Below are 20512 nucleotides of genomic sequence, written 5' to 3' on the forward strand. Positions count from 1 at the left end.
GTTCGTCATTTCGTATCTCTAGTTCGGTTTAGATCCCGTATTCCTTAGTCATGACTGGGTTTGTCGCTGCCCGAAGGTCCTCCCATGATTCTGCTCTGGCTACATCAGATTCGTAGGCAATGATGTACCCCCATTTCTGACCTGCAAAATCGGGATGTCCAAGTAGGAGTCGAATGGTTTCTTCCGCGGCGGCTCGCTTGGTTTGGACGGTGTGGTCATCCTTGCCGGATTCGGACTTGCCTTCGATGATCCAGTGGTATCCCTTTTTATCCTTCGCGACGAAGTCGGGGTTGTAGTCGTTACTTGTGGTGTATGCGATGGTTGCCTTATGGCGTGAATAAAGCCGCATCCACCAGTCAGTTTCGCCTGATCGGTTCAGGAGAGCAGCGATGCGGTACTCGGCGCTGAATGAGTCGAAGGCTGCGGCTTCGAACAAGCCCTTGTCCCAGGGACCGTAGTGTTCAAAGCGCTTAAATCCCTCGCCTTTCGTGTCCGTGGAGAGCAGGTCCAAGATGTTTTTGCCCAGCGGCAACTGGTACTCGGTCTCGATAGGTATGGTTCGGGCACGAACCGTCGTCGTCGTGCCTAGGCGTTGGGAGTGTTCGGCAGCAGCGCGTTGAACGACTTCTCGCAGGTAGTAAGCCGCTGACGCTAGAGCCTTATTTGACCAACGATCGATCCGAGCGCTGCTGACCATCAGGGGAGCGATGCGGTTCTTTATCTGAGCCAGATTCACCTTAGACGGCTCGATCACCTTCATAGCGACGAGAGTCTGTACGAGAGAGGCTACGACTTCGTTTGTTGGGACAAAAAGCCCGGAGACTTTGACGTCCTCTTGGGCCAAGGTCGAGAGCACCTTGCCTTTAATGATGATGGCCTCCCGCAAGAGCACTCCGCCTTGGTCGGTGACCTTACGAGCTGCTTCTTCCACGGTCGTGTCAGAAATCGCTGACAAGCTAAAGGGTGCGGTCTCGCGTGACAGTGTCGTGCTGGGAAAGCTAAATGTAGTGCCCTCGAATGACTGATTGATCTTGACCTTCACCGGCAGGGGCGTTGGTTCTGGTGTAAGCTGCGCATCATCGTCCAGAATGATGACCCCCACGGAACCATCGGCGACGCTGATGATTTCGGTACCGCCCTGCGAAGTATGAGGGACTGCAGTCTGCGCGGCGGGCTGCGTTTCGCTTGTGCCATCGGTATTGGGGTCGGCCCGCAAAGGGTCAGGTCCCGGTTCGGTGGTAGCACTTTTCGTGCCTGGCGTGGACCCAGAGGGAGTGTTCTTGAGCAATGACTCCATGCCAAATGACTTGAGCACGTCTTCGGCTTTGAGTAGGTTGCGGAAGGACTCATGGGCCACGATGTCTAGCTGGTCGATGTGACCGTCACCAGTCCACCTTCCATAGGGGAGCCGCAATCCGCGACCAAGAGTCTGTTGAGTTAGAACTTCGGAAGCCATGGCCCGCAGAGTGACCATGACAGCCACGTTCTTGACGTCCCATCCCTCCTTTAGCTTGTTCACAGAGACCACAGCTCGCACCGGGGAGTGCGGCTGGTCCATCGTCCCTAGCCGGTCGAGGGTCTGCTCATCGTTGTGTTCGTTGTCGACTTGCAGTACCGCCTGAGTGCTGCCGAAGTACTCCGCCCCTCTAAGTAAATCTGCGATTTGCGTGGCGTGTGCAACGTCTGCGCACTGGACGAATAAGGCAGCGCTGACCTCCGGCTCCTCAGGGTTGGCGCTCTGGTATGCCTTGTAGTGATCATCCTTGACCCGTAGCAGGGTCAAAGCATCACGGAGCTGCTGTTCCTCCGAGTGCTCGCCGTAGCCTCCCTTGCGAAATGCAATTACGGGTCGCTTCACATAGCGCTCAGTAATTGCCTCTTTAAGGGAGTACTGAAAGAGCACGTGATCGTCTTCGGAGGCAGAACCAGTTAACCCGAGGATGGCTGCGGGATCCAAATCCTTTATGCCAGCTTGGAATGCCTTGGCTGTGTCTCCATAGAGGTGGTGCTCATCGGCGATGATAACTAGATCATCGAGGCTATTTAGGTAGTCACGAGGATTCCCAGATGACTCCCGAAAGGTTCGAAAGGCGCGCCTGACCGCATCCTTGCCAGTGCCGGTGGTCTCCCCGTCAGTGGTCTTCGGCGGTGTGAGCTGATGAACATTCAGGATGAACAACTGTACTGAGTCCTCGCCTCCACCGAAAAGGCGATCCCTGCCAGAACGCTCCGTCCAAGTGTCGTAATCCGCCGGCGTCACCACTGAGGGAGGCACAAGCGATCCTTCGATGTACTTCGAATGGCCAGGGCTGAAGTTTGCGACAGTCTTTGACTGCACGATCGCCGACGGCGTCACGATCAACACGTCACGGACGCCCTGGGTGCGTAAGTACTCCACTATGGCGGCCATAGCGTACGTCTTGCCGACGCCGGTAGCCAGATCTAGAACCATCGGCACGGCCGGATCGTGGCCGTTAGCTAACGCCCGGATGGCGGCCTCGAAAGCCAGCTGGACAGGCTTACGCAGATCGAAGCGTGCGCTGATCGCCTCTACAAGCGCCGGATCGTGAATCAATCCAGAAATCATCGGGCGTTCTCCTTCTCGGCGACGAACAGATCCTGCGGAACGTGAAGCACGCGAGATCCCCGAGCGGACTCCCTCAATGCTTGGGCTGCACCGTCGAGGATCACCGTTGAAGCAATCGTTAATCCTTCACCTTCTTCAAGGTGCGAGGCGATCTCTGTAACGAATTCAGGTGTGAGGGGGGTGCGGGTCACGAACAGGCGCATCCGGCCTTGAACTCCGTGGAACACTCGATGTTCCGGGGTTAGTTTGAAGCGCAGATTTGCGGCAACGGAGGCCGTCAGTGCCTCGAGGTTTTCAGCCGCCTCGGTCAGCGTCACGACGCCCAGCTCTTCGTCATAGTCGAAACACGGGGGAGCGAGACGGGCGACGTCGAATCCTCCACCACCTCGCCAATTGACAGCGTTCTTAGTTTTCGTGGTCTTGGTTCGTGCCTTCAGGTCTTTGACCACCGAGGACTTTTTCAGCTCCTCATCACTCTTGATCACCCTGTTGAGCAGGGAAGTGAATCGCTGCGCCTCATCGGCAGTCATGCCATCCGGGAGTTCCACGTCGATGGCCGCGATTCGTTCCCCTGGAACCCTAGTGACCCCGCCCGGTTCATCACCGTTAATGACCCTTTGTAGCCGTGGTCGCGTGAAGTTCTCGACGGTGTCCTCTATCAATTCGCAGGTAACCCATCGCCGCCCCATCTTCTGCGCCACAGCCGCCGTCGTTCCTGACCCCGCGAAAACGTCGAGGACAATATCTCCGGGATTTGTTGCGATATGGATGACGCGCTCCAGAAGGCGCTCCGGCTTTGGTGTTGCGAATGGAATAGCTCCTGGAAACAGTGCTTTGAGTTCAGCCTTCGCTTCTCTGTTATGCCCAACAGCACTATTACTCCACCAAGTGGATGGTGTAAGGCCCTGAGTAGACGCATACGCCTTGCGTCCTAACCCGCCCGTACCTCCAGATCGAAGGAGAACCGCTGGCCAATTGCCTTCTTCATACCTTTGGCGGGCGGTCACTTCGGCCTCCTCAAGTGGAACGGCGAGCATGATCGCCGGCACCCCCTCACGCACGTCTACCGTCTGAGTTCCGCATAACTTTGCGCGGGTGACATCGTCCTGAATGTCTCGGAGTTCGTAAGGGGCGTACTCGGACATGATCGATAGAAGGGCAGCTTGTTCAGTCCACCAGCACCGGTTCCGCGCGGGATAGACAAGTTTTCCGGTGATCGGGTGCTGGATTGCGTAGACCATCCCTTGATGCTTTTCGGCCCCTGGAGCGGTTGGGTCCGCGTCGAACCACGGTATGGGGTCTCCGTCTGAAGACGAGAAGCGGGCGTTGGACGCAGCAGTGCGCGGCAAACGATTCGGGGTCCAGCGACTGCTCTTCCTGTAAACGAGGATCGTGTCATGGTCAGAAGAGAGGCCAGCCGCATCATTCCTGGTCGAATCCGCTTTCTGCCATTGCACTTCCGCAACGAAGTTCCCTGATCCGAACAGTTCATCCAACAGCAACCGCATCCGGTGGTTCTCAGTATCGTCTAGGTGGACCCAGATCGTTCCGTCATTGCTGAGGAGTTTGCGCAGATGCTTAAGTCGGTCCCGCATCATCCCGAGCCACACTGAGTGTTCGAGGTTGTCCTCGTAGTTGCCGAAGGTCATCTCGCCAGTGTTGAAGGGCGGGTCGATATAGATGCACTTCACCTGGCCGACGTACCTGTCCTTCAGCTCCGGCACACGGGTGAGCGCTTCCAGAGCGTCTCCGGACTCGCCAACTATCAACAGGTTCTGCGTCTGCGGTTCAAGGTCGGCTCGATCACTGTAGAACTGGTCATCAGCCTTGTCCGCCTGCCGGCCCTCAACGTACTCAGTCAGGATCAGTGGGCGGGTCTGGCAGTACCGCGGATCGTTTGGACTCACCCAGGCGTACCCATACTTGCCGTGCTCTGCTGGGATAAGAGCTAGGTCCTTGTTGTACCAAGTGAGTTCAAGTCGCTGCTTGGTGCGATTCATTTTGCCACCTATTTAGAAGTTCTCTGTGATCGTATTAGCAACCGCGCAGCCAACTGCAATCGGCTCGAATGATGAGCGGATGCAGCTTAAAACATCCAACAGAGGATCGTCGCGCTCACCGTCTCTGCTCGGTAACGCAGTGCACCCGCCACTGCCGCATAAAGAAGCTCGCCGTCTAGGAAAAGTTACAGCGGGCGCCGTAGAGGTCCCGCTCAAGCATCTCTAACCCGGAGACTACTTCGAAGGACTCTCGTGAAGCCATATCACTCGGTCCAAGTCCCGGGGTTCAACAGCGAGCTTCGTGGCCGCGGCTTGAAGGAGCTGCCGTGTTCGTGGGGCGGTAAGTATGTTGTCATCGCCAAGAACTCGGGTGAGGTAGCGCTGCACCATCACGTCTGGCTTTGTCTCGGTGGTGACTCCTGCGTTCATGATCAGGTATGACCAGGCAAGCGTGCCGAAGCCCTTGACTGAAAGCCATGCTGTCTCTGCGGAGGTACTTCCGTCGGTCGCGGCGGTTCGCAGGTGTTCTGTGCTCGTCACTGCGGTGTCCAGAGCTGCGAGCCGGGAGAGGCCCTCGTAAATGCCCTCAGGGCGCAAACGGTTCGTACCGGGAAGTTTACTTTCGTTGCGCAGGACGTCTCGGGCGAAGTCTGCGGGGCCACCTGCGCTATCCATGGCTTCTATTAGGTCTGGACCACTGTCGGTGTCTGCCGTTGGGCGAAGCGCACGGTACCGGACAAGGACATTCGTCGCTGCGGCCGAACTCGCGCGCAGGGAGTAGGCGGAGTTCAGGGCACAAAGAGCAAGGGAGTCGCGGAACTCTACTGGGGCCCTCCAGTCGGAAGGATCGCCGAGATCCTCAGTGATGGCTGTCACGAGGAGATCTAAGTCAGTCATGATCGGATGATATCTGGGACTCGATGCCACGGCGGACCATCGCGCAAAAAGGACCCGTTGAGCACCGCGTGGTTGTGCAGCAGGCATGCGCGCTCAAGGGTGGTGCACAAGTCGCGTGTGAAGTGTCGTCGACGGCGTGCAGTGAGTGCAACGGATTTTGCTACCCCGTCCAGACGCATCCGGGCAGGTCTCCAACCGTTTATCAGCGGTCCAGTCAAAGGATCCTCAGCTTGGACATGCTAGTCAGGGTGGTGGGTTGGGAGGGGAGGAGCATAGGCATGGTGCCGTGGTCACTGGTGCCTTGGCACGCACCGTCCTCTACGGGATTGTTCCTGCGTGGATTTGATGCCTCGCTTGAACGCCGGTGCCCAGGAAACGCCCGCCGACCTGACCAGGGCTGGCGCACACCATTGCGGCAGGTACCGGAGGTGTCGTCGCCCTAATCGTGGTGTACCGCCTACAACGCGATCTGGAGCAAAACTTTGCTCAAGCTATATTTTCGTTGCGCCACTGTTCAAACGCCGGATGGGTAACTTCCATCAATTGACGATCCTTGGCGCAAAACCCGTATTTACTTTTACCGTCATTCAGAACGCACCTAATTGAGAGATCGCATTCAGGACAAGAAACAAGCGGTTGCGAACCTGACCTACCAACTATTACGCCCTTGGTGTGCGTGAACTGTCCACCATCTATCACTTGTAACGATTGCGGTGTAACGAAGTTCGCAGTAAGGCATTTCGTGCAGACCATCAACTTTGGGTTATCTTCTGTCGACCTTCGGACGGTCATGTCAGTGCCACACGAGCTACAGTTGAAGGATGAAAATACGGTTGGGCCCTTGTCGTCGAGTTGGCTTTTCTTTTCTTTGCTGTTCAGCGCGCTAGGGTATTTTTCTGCTGCATTCAGCGCAGTAGGGGAATCCGGTTGGGCCGGAGGAGTATGCTGAATATGATTTGTCTGCCCCGATGGATTGGCATGGCTTGGTACGGTTCGGGCGAAGGCGGTTCCAGTGCCAGACCTGTGGACATTGAAAGGGCTTTTGCAGGAGCGACACTCAACCCGAGCAGTAGCGCCACTCTCGGTTCCCAATGCCGCGACATTTCGGACCTCGCAGTGGGGGCATTCGACTTCAACCGGGATCTTCGATTGTGAAGTTGATTTTGCCCCTCTCGCACGAGCGAGGATGCGTGCGACATCTTCACGGATGTCGGAGTTTTGGGTTCCGGGCTCTCGATCAAGTTTAACCGCCAGCTTGTCCAATTCACTTAGCGTGAAAGTCATGTCTTCGCTATCAAGCGGGTGGCCCGTGAGGCGCCCGATCTCGTCAATCTGACCGTAAATCATCGTTGTGGCCTGCTGGATGAGAGCAAGGCTAGTCGGCACTTCCTCCTCGCCAGCCTGGCAGCGTTCGACTGAACGACTCACGCGGGTTGCAGCATGACTCAAGATCCGACTGACCGCGTCCACTTGCTCACTAAGCTGGCGCACCGCCTCCCGGTGTGAGAAAGCTATGGCGGCCACCCAGGACAGCAAAACACCGCCAAGCGCGGTGAGCAGGTTTCCGCCCGCAACCTTCAACACATCGACGCCGCCGTCTTGAGTGGCCGCCGATGCGGACAGGCACACGCCTAAGATGACCATCACGAGGCCACAAACGATCTCGACACTTCGGCCCCTGACCACATGCTTAACCCTGTCGTCCACTTAACTCCTTCGTTCGACCGTAATCACCCATCTTGCACCTTCTGCGACGAGGACGTACAGTGATCCTTAGCAGGGTGCTGGTTTTCACTTTGAAGTGTGCCCAAACTCTGCTCTAACAATTTGCCCCGGTCTATTGATCGGGGCTTTTGTTATGAATGCACTGGGGATTTTTAAGAATCGGTTAATTGGCCTATGAGGATCTGACGGTTTGGGCGGTGAAGAAGGAACCCGCGGAACTGCGCGAAGCCCGCAAACGCCTCAAGCTCCTCTAACAGGAAGCCGAAGGAATGCGCCGGACTCCCGCGTACCTGACCCGGGAATGAACCCAGGTTGATGATCTGTTGGGCCGCGAACTGGCCCTTGAGCGTGTTCCTGCGAGTGGCGATGCCCCTGGTCGACGTTGCTCGACACCTCAGCATGATTCGGACCAATCTTCGCCGCGCACTGACCATGACAGAGTCAGGATGAGAGCAACTGCGGTATCACAACGACAGGCCGAGAAGCAGGTGTCAACTGAGTGCGGCTATCAGGAGTACGGCCGCCGGACTGCTCGGAAGGGTTCCCGGCATCCGTGTCTGACGCCAAGTCGATAGTGAAGCCCACCGTGTTCACGGTCGGATGGTCTCAGAGAGCCAGAACAGCTACCTCATGTGAAGACTGCCTAACTTCTTCCCGGTCTCCGACGTTGTAAGCATTGCGTTCGTCAATGCTGTGTCGATCGATAGAGACTTGTAGCCAACACTCGACTCGTTCGGGTGCTTCTGGAAGGCAGTAGCCTGCTGTGGGTCGAAATGCTACCCATCCTTTTGTGCCTCAAGGAGGCTATCGTTCGTCCCCCTTCACAATCGACACCATGCCTTGCCGCCTGCCCACCTCAACCATCCAGTCAAAGGATCCGCTGATCGGACGGAGGGTAGGGCGCTGTAGTAGGTCGGCGGAGCCAGCATCGGCGGGGGAGTCGGCGACAACGTTGTGTCTCAGCAATGTGTCTCACCTCGGATGTTCCCAACAAAGCAGAAAAATGCCTTTGATGAGTACAAGGAGCGGGGGTGCGGGAAGCATCGGTTACGCCTGATTTCGAGTTCTGCCACCGGACAGCTAGTCAGGAAGACGGACCTACGGTCAGGGCCTGTTGTTTTCGCAGCGTGCAAGAGAGTCGGTACCGCGCATGCTGCTGTTGGCCAAGCACAGTAGCGAACGCTGCTGATTCTCTGCTCTTGTATTTCTGATCAGTCTGCGGCGCCGACGGACTACGTCGGCTCGTGGACGTAGTCTGAAACGATGCATCAAATCAATGGGGGAGGGGCGCGGGAAGTGCTGCCCGAAGGGCTGTACGAGTCACTTGTTACTCGTTCGCTCACGGAGCGACTGGCTACTGCGTCTGAGCTGGACGCCAGGGTTGAACCGTTGGGAGAGAGCGACGCTGTTGCCGCCATGTCACGGCACCTCGGCGGGGTGATAGGTGACGCGTTGCTTAGGGCGGAGCCGGAGAAGCGGATTCAGCTTGCGAACAAGCTCCTAACGGCTGTGTCAGCTAATGATGCGATCGATAACGGGCTCCTGCAGCTCGTTTCCGTACACCGACCCGGTGCGTTCAAGCGGCGCGACCTGCGGCGCCCATCGACAGCCTTGTCAGATTCTGCGCTGCTTACAAATGGCAGAGACGAACCGAACCTGGCCGCAGAGCTGCGCGCGGAGATGGAGTCCGCGAACACCGTTGACCTTCTCTGTGCCTTCGTTCGGTGGACTGGGCTCAGGCTTCTCCACCCGGTGCTGGAGAGACTGGCCGAGCGGGGCGTGAAGCTGCGGGTCATCACGACCACCTATATGGGGGCTACTGAGCGCCGCGCTATCGACGAGCTGGTCAATCGATACGGCGCTGATGTCAAGATCAGTTACGAGTCGCAGGCGACGCGACTGCATGCGAAGGCTTGGCTCTTCCGCCGCAACACCGGATTCGACACTGCCTACGTGGGCAGCTCCAATCTCAGCCAAGCGGCGTTGGTCGATGGACTGGAATGGAACGTCCGGCTCAGCTCCGTCGCCACACCGGATCTCCTCAAGAAGTTCGAAGTCACCTTCGACAGTTACTGGGCGCAACGCGCCTTCCAGTCGTACGACCCTGAGCGGGATGGCGACAAACTTGACGCTGCACTTGAACGCAACGGTGGAAGACGAACAGGTACGCCAGCTCCGACAACCGGGCTTGAAGTCGAGCCGTATTTGCACCAGGTCGAGATGCTTGAAGACCTCGAGTCAGAACGCCTCAAGGGCCACACGCAGAACCTGATGGTCGCCGCCACCGGTACGGGGAAGACCGTCATCGCCGCGCTCGATTATCAGCGGCTCTGTACTGCGGCTGGACGGCGCCTCAAGCTGCTCTTCGTCGCTCACCGGCAAGAGATTCTGAAGCAAGCGCTTAGTACCTATCGAACGGTCCTGCAGGACGGCGCGTTCGGCGAGCTCTATGTGGGAGACAACAAGCCAACCCGCTGGAACCATGTCTTCGCATCAGTGCAGTCATTAGCCTCACTCAAGGTCGAGACATTACAGCCGGATGCATTCGATGTCGTGGTCATTGACGAATTTCACCATGCCATGGCGCCAAGCTATCGCCGGCTCATCGACCACCTACGCCCCCAGCAGTTGCTTGGGCTGACGGCCACTCCTGAACGTGGGGACGGGGTGAATGTGGCGCAGCAGTTCTTTGACGGACGGACTGCGAGCGAACTACGCCTCTGGGATGCCTTGGACGCTGACCTCCTCGTGCCGTTCCACTACTTCGGGGTGTCAGACGACGTCGACCTGAGCAGGCTGGAGTGGAGGCGCGGGAACTACGACCTCGCGCAACTTGACCGCCTCTACACCGGAAACGATGCGCGGGCGGCCAAGGTGATCCGCGAAGTGCGGGACAAAGTCACCAGTACCGACGACATGCGTGCGCTCGGCTTCTGCGTTTCAGTGCAGCATGCGCATTACATGGCAGAGGTGTTCAACCGCGCCGGCCTTCGATCGCTCGCCATCGACGGCAGCACCGACGGCGCTGAGCGCGCGCTCGCCCTCGCTCAGCTAAGCGACGCGACGCTCAACTGTCTCTTCACGGTCGACCTCTTCAATGAAGGTCTCGACCTACCGCAGATAGACACAGTTCTGTTGCTCCGTCCCACGCAGAGCTCAACTGTTTTTCTGCAGCAACTCGGCCGCGGCCTCCGGAGGGCCGAGGGGAAGTCCGTGCTGACGGTGTTGGACTTCATCGGTCAGCAGCGACGGGAGTTCCGCTTCGACCTCCGATACCGCGCCCTTACCGGGTACGGGCGCAAGCAGTTGGAAAAAGCGGTTGAAGACGAGTTCCCGTATCTTCCATCGGGCTCTCAGATTATCCTCGACCGAGTTGCCCAAAAAGTGGTGCTCGACAACATCAAATCCCAGCTGCGCTTTAACCGCGCACAACTCGTGCGGGACATCGCCTCCTACGGCGAGACCGACCTAAGTTCCTACCTGCAGAAATCCGGGAGTGACCTCAAGCAGCTTTACCGAAGCACCAAGGACTCATGGACCGGCTACCTCCGCCTGGCTGGATTGATCGGCTCTTTGGCGGAAGCTGGAACGGGCGAGCAGATCCTGGCTCTGTCCGGCCCGGAGGAGCAGAAGCTTCTCGGCCGTATGGTGCGCTTCCTCCACGTCGATGATCCCGAGCGCGGAGAAGCTTATGCGCGGCTCGTCGAGCCGACGTGTCCGCCGTCCGCCGAGCTGGGTCCACGAGACCAAACCTTCGCCCGCATGCTGTTCTTCACCCTGTGGAACGACGGCGGTGGGTTCGCGACGTACGACGCAGGGCTGCAGCATCTGCGGCAATTCCCGTTCGTTTGCAGTGAGATCCGGCAACTCGTGTCCCTTGGTATTGCGGCATCACGCCACGCGGGCAAGAGCCTCGGCATGGGGTTGCAGCATGTTCCTCTTCTATCGCACGCGACTTATCGTCGGGAGGAGATCCTTGCAGCGCTCGGTTATGGCTCGCTCGAGTCAGGGAAGAGCGTGCAACATCGTGAAGGTGTTGCTTGGTGTGCCGAATCTTCGACGGACGCGTTCTTTGTCACTCTCAACAAGGACGACAAGAATCACTCAGCATCGACCATGTACAAGGACTACGCAATCAGTCCTGAGCTGTTTCACTGGGAATCACAAAACGCGACATCGACTTCTAGCCCGGTAGGACGACGGTATCTGGACCGCAAGGGCCATGGCTCGCACGTGCTGATCTTCACGCGGCCGGTTGCCGAGGACGAAACGGGTCTCGCTGTTCCGTACACGTGTTTAGGCGCGGTCGACTACGTGCAGCACGAGGGGGAGAGGCCCATCGCGATTACTTGGAAGCTCCACCGCGCAATGCCTGCGGACGTGTTCGCAGAGGCGGCCGCGGTAGCGCAGTAGCTTTCGCTAGGCAGTGGCCAAGTCCATCGCGGACACTTACTCAGTCGGCATTCCGAAGCAATTGCATGGACTTTAACTGAAAGAGCCACTCGATCGGCATGCTTCGGAGACTGTTGGGCCAACGATGCAGAACATGCGGAGCAGCCTGCCTCGTGGTGTCGAACAATTTGCTCCATCGCTCTGATATTCTTGGCTTTCATGCGTCGCGGATAGTTCCGCACGTCAGTTGAATTACCGTCGCAATGTGGCCGCTGTTTTTGGGCCGACCGGAGCGCATTAGTTTTTATCGATAGGGATCACATGGTTTCCAAGCAGTCCGCCGGTCCGCTCACTTGGGGCTTAATCCTCATGTTCGCCGGGCAAGCAATCGGTGCGTTAGCTTTTGAACGTCTACTGTCCTCGCTCGGAAGCTATTCGGCAGCGAATGACTCGTTTGCGGCGATGATGTTGCTTGCCGGCCTCAGCAGCCTCATTGGCTCGGTTCTGCTGCTGACCGGTATATTTCGCCTTGCATCGAAAGTTGATTCGATGGAGAAAGTGCTAGTGCCTCGGCCTGAGGAGTACACCTCCAGCCCCCAGCCGCGATCACACCCGGTAGATCTGCTTACAAAGGAAAACTCACCGAGCAAGACTGAGATGTGACTAAGTGAGGGACGTTGACCACCTACTAGCTCTCATCGAGACCGAGCTTCCCCGAGACAAGTGGGCGGCCTGGCCTGGCGGACGGGCGGGTGCGATCGAGTCGGCTCTTATCGACGCTGTGCTGTCGATCCAGGCCACCTACGGGTCCGAACACAACGGCGTGCGCGGGGCGGGAAAGAGGTACGTCGCCTCGCTGGAGCCAGATTCAGACGCCAATGACCTTCAGCGGCTCGCGGACTTTGACTCCGAAATGCTTCAGGAGTTGCTCAACGACCAGATGATCAGCGGTCGCACCAAGGCATCAGCCATCCAGGAAGCAGCACGAAATCTGGCGGATGTCGGGGTTGTGGCAGCAGAGGACCTCGAAGGAACGAACCCCGATCATAAGAAGGCCTACATGAAGGTCCATGGTCTCGGTGCAGTGACGTGGGAGTACTTTTGCATGCTTCTCGGCATGCCTGGCGTCAAAGCAGACACCTGGATTGTTGCTGCGGTCAGCAGAGCCCTTGGACGGCAGGTAGCCCCTCAAGAAGCGCGGCACATCGTCATCGAGGCCGCAAGAGCTTTGGAAACGAACCCAACGGAGCTTGATCACGCGCTTTGGGCGCACGAGCGGTCCCGGACAGTTGAGGACGCACTCGACGTCAATTGATGCTAGTGCTCGGCCCGCTATCCTGAAACCCCGAGCGCAGCGCCGCGTCCGGTCGCAGGAGACAGGTGCCGTACATGCAGCAGCTTCCCACGCCCAGCATCACCCAGAACCAGCACATCCACACCCCGCCGTCGCAGCTCGACCGCATCACCGAACTCGCCGGCGACCTCGCCGGACAGTTTGAACTGGTCCCGCTCCTCGAACGTGTCCTCGGGCACGCCGCCGCCCTTCTCGGGTGTGAGAGCGGCTCCATCTCGATCGTCCATGAGGCCGAGGGCTATTACCGCAAGGAAGTGGATCAGGGCGTCGGCTGCCGCGAGGGCCAGACCTTCCCGCTGACGGAAGGCCTCACGGGGCAGATCGTGAAGACGCGCGGCACCGTGATCCTCGACCGGTACGCGGCCGTGCCGATGGGCCACATCGACCCGGCCGATCCGCGGTGGGGGAGCGCCGTCATCGGCGTCCCCATCACCTGGGCCGGAACCATCATCGGTACGTTCGCCATCTTCAGTGACGGCCCCGGCCGCGTCTTCAGCCCGGCGGACGCCTCCCTCGTGGAACTTTTCGCCAACCACGCCGCCATCGCCATCATGAACTCGCGGCTCCACCACGCAGCCGCCGCGAAGGAACGGGAAGCCGCCGTCGCCGGTGAACGCGAACGCGCGGTGCAGGAGGTCCACGAGACCATCGGGCGGTCCCTCGGCTCGCTGCTGCTCCACCTCGACCGCGCCGACAAGGCGACGCCCGGCGGCTCGTCGTCGATCCAGCACATCGACGCCGCCCGCGTGCTCGCCCATGAGGCGCTCTTCGAGACGCGCCGCACGGTGCTGGGCTTCGGTCCCTCCAGCCTGGCCGGCCGCACGCTCGAGGAAGCAGTCCGCCAGGAAGTCGACCGGATCAACGCGGGCTATTCGATCGACGTGACGTTCCTCGTCACCGGCGAGCCCCACGACCTGGCGTCGGCGGTGGCGCACCAGCTCTTCATGATCGTCCAGGAGGCTATCGCCAATGTGGTGGTGCATGCCGACGCGAGGACGTGCCGGGTGGGCATCTTCTACGACACCACCGGGATCGCGGCGGTCATCGAGGACAACGGCCGCGGGTTCGAGGACCCTGAGACGACGCGCCTAAAGGGCAGCCGGCTCGGCCTGCACGGGATGGCCGCCCGCGCCCACTTCCTGCGCGGCGAGCTCCACGTGGACTCGACGCCGGGCTGGGGCACGAGCGTCCGCGCCGAAGTGCCTTACTCCTCTAATGGCGACGCGTCCCGGGAACGGTGGAAGGTCCTCGTCGCCTGCACCCAGCCCCTGCTGCGGGCCGGGCTCGTCCGGCTCCTCGAGACCTCCGAACCGTCCGTGCAGGTGCTGGGGGAGGTGGGGACGCTCGAGGACCTCACGGAATCGGTGTCCCTCCTGCAGCCGGACATGCTCGTCCTCGACGAGCACCTGCTCGCCGAGTACGCCCACGCCCGGGCGCAGGAGAGTGACACCGTGGAGCGGCCGGTGGTCGCCGTCGTCGACCGTCCCACTGACGAGCAACTGGCGGCCGCGGCGTCTTCGGGCGTGCGGGGATTCCTCTCCCTCTCCTCCGCACCGGTGGAGGTGGCGCGCGTCGTCGTCGCAGCTGCCCGCGGCGACGCCCTGCTGGACGGGGCCATGTTCACTCGACTCACGGAGACCCGTGCGACGGACGCCGGCGAGACGATCCAGCTGACCGCCCGCGAACTCGAGGTCCGGGACCTCTTGGCCGAAGGCCTGGCGGACAAGCAGATCGCCACGCGGCTCGCCATCTCGGTCAAGACCGTCGAGAAGCACGTGAGCGCGATGCTCCGGAAGACCGGGACCCGCAACCGCACCATGCTGGTGGGGCTGCAGCGCCAGGGTCAGGCGATCGCGAACCCCAGGTAGGCGCGGCGCCGCCCGCACACCTGCCAGGGGTTGGGCTTAGAGGATAGTTACGACGACCCAGCGGCGGTGGCATCGAGGATGAACCGGGCTGTCTCCTGCGGCTGGTCCCAGTGCGGGAAGTGCCCGCAATCCTCGAAGACGTGCAGGGTGGCGTCAGGATAGAGGGACATGGCGACGGCGGCCTCGCTGAGCGGGGTGACCCTGTCCGCCCGGCCCCAGCCGAACGCCAGCGTGCCCTTGAGCGTCCCGCGGGGGGCGCCTGCCTGGCGCGGGCCGTGTGCGAGCGACTTACGCGCCTCGTCGAGACTGGGCGAGGTGGCGAATCCGCGGAGCTCCGTCAGGACGAGGTCCGGGTCGAGCTTCCAGGGGGCCGCGGAGAACTGGGCAAGCAATGCCGTCCGGCCCGCAGCCTGCTGGACGAGTGACGGCAGGACGGACTGGATGCGCCGCACCAGCGCAATGGACGCGGTGATGCTGCCGTTGAAGATGCGCACCTGAGTGTCGCTCCAGAATCCTCCGGGATCGAGGGCGACGACGTTGCCGGTGTGACCCTTTCGCGCCAGTTCGACCACGATCCGCGCGCCCATCGAGCTCCCGACGAGATCGGCATCGCGCAGGTTCTCCTGCTCGAGGAAGTGCTGGACGGCGTCCGTGAGGGTCGTGATGGTTACCTCGCCCGCGAGCGGCTTGCTGCTGCCGAACCCTGGGAGGTCGATGGCGATGACCTCGCGGTGCTCCCGCAGCAGGGGGAGGATGGGGTCCCAGGTGCGGACGCTCGAGCCGAGCCCATGCACGAGCACGAGTGGCTTTCCGGCGCCGGTTCGTTCGGTGTTCAACATGTGGAGACCTTTCGTAGCCAGCGCGAGAACCCAGTCTATGCGGGCACGAACCGCAGCAGCCGGTCCCCTCGGTAGCGAGGGACGCTGTCGTCCGTTTTGGAGGCGACTCCCGCAGGGCGAGGGGAATCTTCTGTGAGAATGGGCGCATGAGCCAGACAGAGAGCCGCCACCACCAGGACTCCATCACGATGTCGTGCCCTACTTGAAACGGCGTGGGCCTAGGTAGCATGCCTTGGTGAGCTTGCATTTGTACTCCGGCCTACGCCTCAGCGAGGCCCTGAACGCGAGCACCACCGGCTACGGCCACAACACCGGGCACCGGACGCTCACCGTCCAGCGCAAGGGTGGAGCGCAGCAGAAGGTAGTCGTACCCCCTCCCGCCGTGGAAGCGCTGAACGCTTACCTCCAGTCAACGGGGCAGGAGTTAGCAACAGCGGCAGGCGAGGGCCCGTCGATTTTCACGACGGCCACGGGGAAGCGGTGGGGTGCGTCTGAGCAGTTTCGTACCGCGCAGCGGTTGACTCGGGTGGCAGGTATCCCAGGCCAGATCAGCCCGCACAGCCTGCCTCACGCTTACGCGACCCTCGCTCTGAGCGCTGGAGCGACGCTTCACGACCTCCAGGACTCGATGGGTCACGCTGACCCCCGCAGCACACGCCGGTACGACCGGGCACAAAACAGTTTTATGAAGTCGACAGGCTACGAGGCGGCAAGGGCACTGGCCTGAGGCCAACCTGTAAGACCGATACGCGCTGTTTGCGTAAGACATGTCCCAACCATGGGCGAGTGGGAGCCTGAATTCGCGGACATTAGAGACCTAAGAAAAGAGCACATCGGTCAACGCGCCACAGTGACCCTCCCGGAGGCGGAATCGATACACAGCTTTGCAGGGGTTCTTCATCCCCTTACGCATTCCGAGGCTCCTGAGAACTGTTCCGAGCCTGTAACGAGTAACGGAATATTCAAGGTGAATGATCAAATGACTTCCGTAGGAGCGATGACCGAGTCTTCGGCCGGGCACGCCTCGATCACCTTTTTAGGTGACTAGCTCGCTAAGCGACTACTAGCCTAGGAGAGGCGCACCGAACGCGCGGGCCAGTGAACCGGCCTGACTAGGCATGTTCCTAGAACGCTGGTGAATCACCATCTATGTTGGAACGGTACGTTCTTCCATCTCGACTCGAAGCGGAGCACAACATGACAGAAGCAAACATGCACGACCACGAAGAGCTTGAATCCGAGGATGTGGTAGTAGAGCCAGACCTGTCGCACCTCAGCCCTCCCGATCAAGCAGACGAACTCATGAGCAAGCCTGTGGCAGACGAGACGTATGAGGAATATACCGAGCGTCACAAAAACGACTAGCGACATGAAGCGAGGCCCCTAGAAGCGTATTTGACGCTTCTAGGGGCCTCCAGCTGCCCTCAGGGGTTGAAGCTGGCGGTCCGCGAGGTGTTGAGCCAGGTCCGGGCAGTTCCGGCGCCGTGCAGGACAACATGGATGCGTTGCTTCAGTCGGTCACGCTCGGATGGATCAGCAAACTCAAGAAACTTGTCGCGCACTGCTTCCGCGCCCAACGTGTTATCCCCTCCAGTGAACCAGTAGAGAATTAGTTCTGGAGTGTACTTCGCTTTTCCGTCGGCACGAGTGCGCTCTGATCCGAGGGCCTGAGCAATATGTCTCCACCACCATTGATCAGATTTGCCAAGCGAGCACCCAAACACGATGAAGAGTTCGGTGTCGTCAAATAAGTGACGGTATCGTATGTTGTTCTGCGCCCAGAACGGTTTCGCAAGCCTGAGCGCCGGATCCTGATTGCCGCGAACGTTTTCGGGGGTATCAACGCCAAACAGGAGAGAACGTGGGATGCTCTGGTGGCCGTGAGGGTGAACGACTTCAGACGTGACGTAGGAAGAAAAAATATCTCCCCAATCACGGGCGGCGCCACCAGGGTCTATTTTAAAGGTGAAGTTCCGATCTACGGTCTTACGCGGAAGAGGGTCGAACTGTTGCTGGTCTAGGTAAACAAAATCATCGAGCAATGATGTGTAGTTGAAATTGACGAATAAGAAGTTGAAAACGTCAAAATTGTCGATTCGCGTTGGGAATTCGAGCGAAGAATATTCTTCGGGGTCGATATCACGGAGGAACTCCTGGAGCGATGACACGGCAGATTTCGTGTTCATGGAAGTCAGACCCAGCTGCGTAAGTAGTGAACTCGGCACGGCCAGTTCTAGAAACTGCGAGAATTGTTCTTGCATGTTTCTCAGTGACTCGCGCAGGTCATAAGCGCTTACCTGTTCCGCGCGAAGGAGTTCTTCGATTGCTCCTTCAATATCGCTCCAGTTATCTCTCCCTTGGTGTTGGAGCTTCTCCATTTCTTGCAGGATCAGGTTCTTCCCATCGAACGAACGAAGCTTTAGAAAGTAGTAGAAGCTTGCGTACCGGGTATCAATCGGCATTTGGTAGTCGTTCGCTACTTGGATGTCGAATCCGTTACCGACAAATGCCATTATGTTGTGTTGTGAGTTGGGTTCGTTGAATCCGGCTGTCGTGTAGTCGCGATGTCCCAATATTAACTCTCTTTCTGTCGCCACGGCGCCGCCGGGTCACCATAGGTGTCGAGGCCGATTTTGCGCCAGGTGCAACCAGCATTTATTACAAGTTGCACATGTTTGTCCGTCAAATCTGGAGCTCGAGAGTGGCCATGCCTACTCCCTCGGAGTGGCGCACCGCCGTGATTCCGATGATAATGCGTTTGAGCTCATCGAGTATCTTCTTGATTGAGCTTAAGTGGTCGACGGTGCTGCTCGCACCGAAAGCTGCCATTTAGAGCACACTATATGTCTGGCTCAACAACAGTGGAAGGTCTGCGTCTGTCCGCTGAGGATGGGGGACGGTTCGGCATAGTTCGATCCTAATGCAAGCGGGGTGAAAATCCTTCTGACGCTAGGGATCGCTGCCCTCGTACCAGCTGCCGCAGGGCAGCGCCGTCCTTACAGTTAAGACCCCTACATCTGCTTATCTGCGATCTAGGACATTGGTCTCGGCGATTCTGGTAGGTAGGGCTTTCGGGGGAAGTTCGACTATGACCAAATAGGCCTCGAACCCGCTCATGACTTATTAGTGGATGTGAAACGCCCATCTAGTCGGTCATTTGTAGACGACGCCCTAAGGTCTAAGGTATTTGACACAGTTGCAGTAGTTCGGCATTGGGCGCCTCCCCTGCCGAGGATGTCGGGCCTCTGTGTGTGCCGGGCCATCCCCGTGGTCCATGGCCTTGACAAGTGGTTGCGGGGACGATGACTGTTCTGCTGACTGGGAGGCGACTCGTTGTTTCGCGTGCAGGCACATCGCTGGAGGGACTCCCGCAGGGCGAGGGAGTCCCTCTGTGAGAATGGGCGCATGAGTCAGACAGAGATCCGCCACTACCAGGAGTCCATCACCATCCAGGCGTCGGTCGACTTCGTCTACGAGCTCGTCTCCGACATCACCCGCACCGGCGAGTGGAGTCCGGTCTGCACGCGGTGCTGGTGGGACGACGACGCCGCTGCAGGCCAGGTGGGTTCCTGGTTCACCGGGCACAACGAGCTCCCGCACCGGACCTGGGAAACCCGGTCGCAGGTCGTGGCTGCCGAGCGTGGCCGCGAGTTCGCCTGGGTGGTCGGCGGCGACAGGGTCCGCTGGGGCTACACGCTGACGCCGGCCGGCACCGGAAGCACTCTGACCGAATCCTGGGATTTCCTGCCGGGCGGCATCGCCATGTTCGAGGAGAAGTTCGGCGATGATGCGCCCACGCAGATCGCCGACCGCACCCAGCTGGCGCTCGACGGCATCCCGACAACGCTCGCCGCCATCAAACGGATCGCCGAGCGCGTCCCGTGGGGGTGACCGTCCGTCCATAAGACCGTGACGCGGTGCCGCGGTCAGGCGAGCGCGAACTCCAGGTAGGCGGCAGCGCCGGCGGAGGCGACTTCCTGGTCTTGCTCAATGGTTCCCGTGAAATGCAGCTGGTCGGGCAGTGGCGACACTAGGCAGAGAGATCGCCGAAGACACACAGGCTCGGTACTGGCTATCCGGCGCCGGCATACTGCACGTTCTGTTCACCCAGTTGGTGGTTACTGGGCGGGGCCGAAGTGGGTGAGGGTGCCTTTGGTCTCGTTGCGGCTGGCGAAGTGACCGCCGCGTATGGCGGTGCTGGGGACCTGGATTGCGAAGAGTCCGCTTGAGGTGACACCTACCTGGAGGATGATCTCGGGCTGGCTGATCCAAGCCTCGGTGAGCACGACAGCCGAGTTATCGTCGTTCCAGATCTCGTAGATCTTCCCGTCGCTGCCGATGAAGACTGGCATGACAGAGCTCGGGGAGGTGGGCTGACCGGCACGGGAGCTTTTGAGGTTCGTGTTCACCTCCGAGTTCATTCGGCCCAGAACGTATTGCCAGCCCTCTTTCACCGGGTTGTACGGGTTTTCTGCCAGAACATACCCGGTCGCGTCTGTGTTTGTTTCGGTGATCGTGACATCCCAGACACTGTCGGGGGAGGAGATCGCGAACACGCCGAAATCGTAGGGATGCGGCCGTGTGCCATCAGGGGCAGGAGCTACTGGGGGATCCACTTTGGGAGCTGTGGCGGTTGATGTGGCGGCCTCTGTTGCCGTCGCCCTTCCTGATGCCGGGGTGATGGAACTTGCCGACGCAGAGGATTGCGGGGGAGATGGTCGTGATGTGGCAGGTCCTTCGAAGGCGCACCCGGCTAAGACGGTTGCTGTAAGGACAGCACCTAAAACGATTTGCGCGTGTTTCATTGATCCCCCATATATGCCCGCTCTGACCGACTCAAGTGTAGTGAA

General features: G+C 59.5%; 14 protein-coding genes. 7 read left to right on the plus strand and 7 right to left on the minus strand.

Going from position 1 to position 20512, the window contains the following annotated elements:
• Window positions 1-28: 28 nt before the first annotated feature.
• From MWM45_RS03640 to MWM45_RS03655, 4 genes are all read right to left on the minus strand, one after another.
• Window positions 29-2587: a DEAD/DEAH box helicase gene (locus MWM45_RS03640; protein WP_247828226.1), complete on the minus strand. Its 2559-nt coding sequence runs from the start codon at window positions 2585-2587 to the stop codon at window positions 29-31.
• The gene (locus MWM45_RS03645; RefSeq protein WP_247828232.1) at window positions 2584-4587 is read right to left on the minus strand and encodes a site-specific DNA-methyltransferase; all 2004 of its coding nucleotides are present in this window, start codon (window positions 4585-4587) and stop codon (window positions 2584-2586) included. Before MWM45_RS03645 ends, MWM45_RS03640 begins: the two co-directional genes overlap by 4 nt.
• A 234-nt stretch (window positions 4588-4821) precedes the next feature.
• The gene (locus tag MWM45_RS03650) at window positions 4822-5484 is read right to left on the minus strand and encodes a hypothetical protein (protein ID WP_247828234.1); all 663 of its coding nucleotides are present in this window, start codon (window positions 5482-5484) and stop codon (window positions 4822-4824) included.
• A 486-nt stretch (window positions 5485-5970) separates the two neighbouring features.
• Window positions 5971-7191 (minus strand): hypothetical protein, encoded by a 1221-nt coding sequence (locus MWM45_RS03655; RefSeq protein ID WP_247828235.1) that lies wholly within the window; start codon window positions 7189-7191, stop codon window positions 5971-5973.
• Between the two features lie 1281 nt (window positions 7192-8472).
• On the opposite strand from MWM45_RS03655, the gene MWM45_RS03660 reads away from it, so the two are divergent.
• The 4 genes from MWM45_RS03660 (at window position 8473) to MWM45_RS03675 (ending at window position 14823) form a co-directional block, all read left to right on the plus strand.
• Window positions 8473-11622: a DEAD/DEAH box helicase gene (locus MWM45_RS03660; protein ID WP_247828237.1), complete on the plus strand. Its 3150-nt coding sequence runs from the start codon at window positions 8473-8475 to the stop codon at window positions 11620-11622.
• 300 nt (window positions 11623-11922) lie between these two features.
• Window positions 11923-12264: a hypothetical protein gene (locus tag MWM45_RS03665; RefSeq protein WP_247828238.1), complete on the plus strand. Its 342-nt coding sequence runs from the start codon at window positions 11923-11925 to the stop codon at window positions 12262-12264.
• Between the two features lie 4 nt (window positions 12265-12268).
• Window positions 12269-12916 carry an HhH-GDP family DNA glycosylase gene (locus tag MWM45_RS03670; RefSeq protein ID WP_247828239.1) on the plus strand — a complete coding sequence of 216 codons (648 nt, stop codon included), beginning with the start codon at window positions 12269-12271 and terminating at the stop codon, window positions 12914-12916.
• 74 nt (window positions 12917-12990) lie between these two features.
• Window positions 12991-14823 (plus strand): hybrid sensor histidine kinase/response regulator transcription factor, encoded by a 1833-nt coding sequence (locus tag MWM45_RS03675; protein ID WP_247828241.1) that lies wholly within the window; start codon window positions 12991-12993, stop codon window positions 14821-14823.
• 47 nt (window positions 14824-14870) lie between these two features.
• Here the strand turns inward: MWM45_RS03675 and MWM45_RS03680 are convergent, their stop codons facing one another.
• Entirely contained in the window at window positions 14871-15662 is a 792-nt protein-coding gene (locus tag MWM45_RS03680; RefSeq protein ID WP_247828244.1) for an alpha/beta fold hydrolase, read from the minus strand.
• Between the two features lie 235 nt (window positions 15663-15897).
• On the opposite strand from MWM45_RS03680, the gene MWM45_RS17730 reads away from it, so the two are divergent.
• Together MWM45_RS17730 and MWM45_RS03685 are read left to right on the plus strand one after the other, a co-directional pair.
• Window positions 15898-16389, plus strand: coding sequence for a tyrosine-type recombinase/integrase (locus MWM45_RS17730; protein WP_418909723.1), 492 nt, complete (start codon window positions 15898-15900; stop codon window positions 16387-16389).
• A 470-nt stretch (window positions 16390-16859) separates the two neighbouring features.
• Window positions 16860-17027, plus strand: a complete 168-nt coding sequence (locus tag MWM45_RS03685; RefSeq protein ID WP_247828246.1) for a hypothetical protein — start codon at window positions 16860-16862, stop codon at window positions 17025-17027.
• Window positions 17028-17086: 59 nt separating this feature from the next.
• Here MWM45_RS03685 and MWM45_RS03690 read toward each other — a convergent pair whose 3' ends face one another.
• A complete protein-coding gene (locus tag MWM45_RS03690) occupies window positions 17087-18175 on the minus strand; it encodes an AbiH family protein (RefSeq protein WP_247828248.1) in 1089 nt (362 codons plus the stop codon).
• Window positions 18176-19067: 892 nt separating this feature from the next.
• Here MWM45_RS03690 and MWM45_RS03695 point away from each other — a divergent pair.
• Entirely contained in the window at window positions 19068-19553 is a 486-nt protein-coding gene (locus tag MWM45_RS03695) for an SRPBCC family protein (protein ID WP_247828250.1), read from the plus strand.
• Between the two features lie 227 nt (window positions 19554-19780).
• Here MWM45_RS03695 and MWM45_RS03700 read toward each other — a convergent pair whose 3' ends face one another.
• Window positions 19781-20218 (minus strand): hypothetical protein, encoded by a 438-nt coding sequence (locus MWM45_RS03700; RefSeq protein WP_247828251.1) that lies wholly within the window; start codon window positions 20216-20218, stop codon window positions 19781-19783.
• Between the last annotated feature and the right edge of the window lie 294 nt (window positions 20219-20512).

Origin of the sequence: Arthrobacter antioxidans (assembly GCF_023100725.1) — a bacterium.
GTDB classification, from domain to species: Bacteria; Actinomycetota; Actinomycetes; order Actinomycetales; family Micrococcaceae; genus Arthrobacter_D; species Arthrobacter_D antioxidans.

Coding starts and splice junctions, on each gene's coding strand:
- MWM45_RS03640 (WP_247828226.1), bottom strand. CDS start 2,587: ATGATTTCTGGATTGATTCACGATCCGGCGCTTGTAGAGGCGATCAGC.
- MWM45_RS03645 (WP_247828232.1), bottom strand. CDS start 4,587: ATGAATCGCACCAAGCAGCGACTTGAACTCACTTGGTACAACAAGGAC.
- MWM45_RS03650 (WP_247828234.1), bottom strand. CDS start 5,484: ATGACTGACTTAGATCTCCTCGTGACAGCCATCACTGAGGATCTCGGC.
- MWM45_RS03660 (WP_247828237.1), top strand. CDS start 8,473: ATGCATCAAATCAATGGGGGAGGGGCGCGGGAAGTGCTGCCCGAAGGG.
- MWM45_RS03665 (WP_247828238.1), top strand. CDS start 11,923: ATGGTTTCCAAGCAGTCCGCCGGTCCGCTCACTTGGGGCTTAATCCTC.
- MWM45_RS03675 (WP_247828241.1), top strand. CDS start 12,991: ATGCAGCAGCTTCCCACGCCCAGCATCACCCAGAACCAGCACATCCAC.
- MWM45_RS03680 (WP_247828244.1), bottom strand. CDS start 15,662: ATGTTGAACACCGAACGAACCGGCGCCGGAAAGCCACTCGTGCTCGTG.
- MWM45_RS03685 (WP_247828246.1), top strand. CDS start 16,860: ATGACAGAAGCAAACATGCACGACCACGAAGAGCTTGAATCCGAGGAT.
- MWM45_RS03690 (WP_247828248.1), bottom strand. CDS start 18,175: ATGGCATTTGTCGGTAACGGATTCGACATCCAAGTAGCGAACGACTAC.
- MWM45_RS03695 (WP_247828250.1), top strand. CDS start 19,068: ATGAGTCAGACAGAGATCCGCCACTACCAGGAGTCCATCACCATCCAG.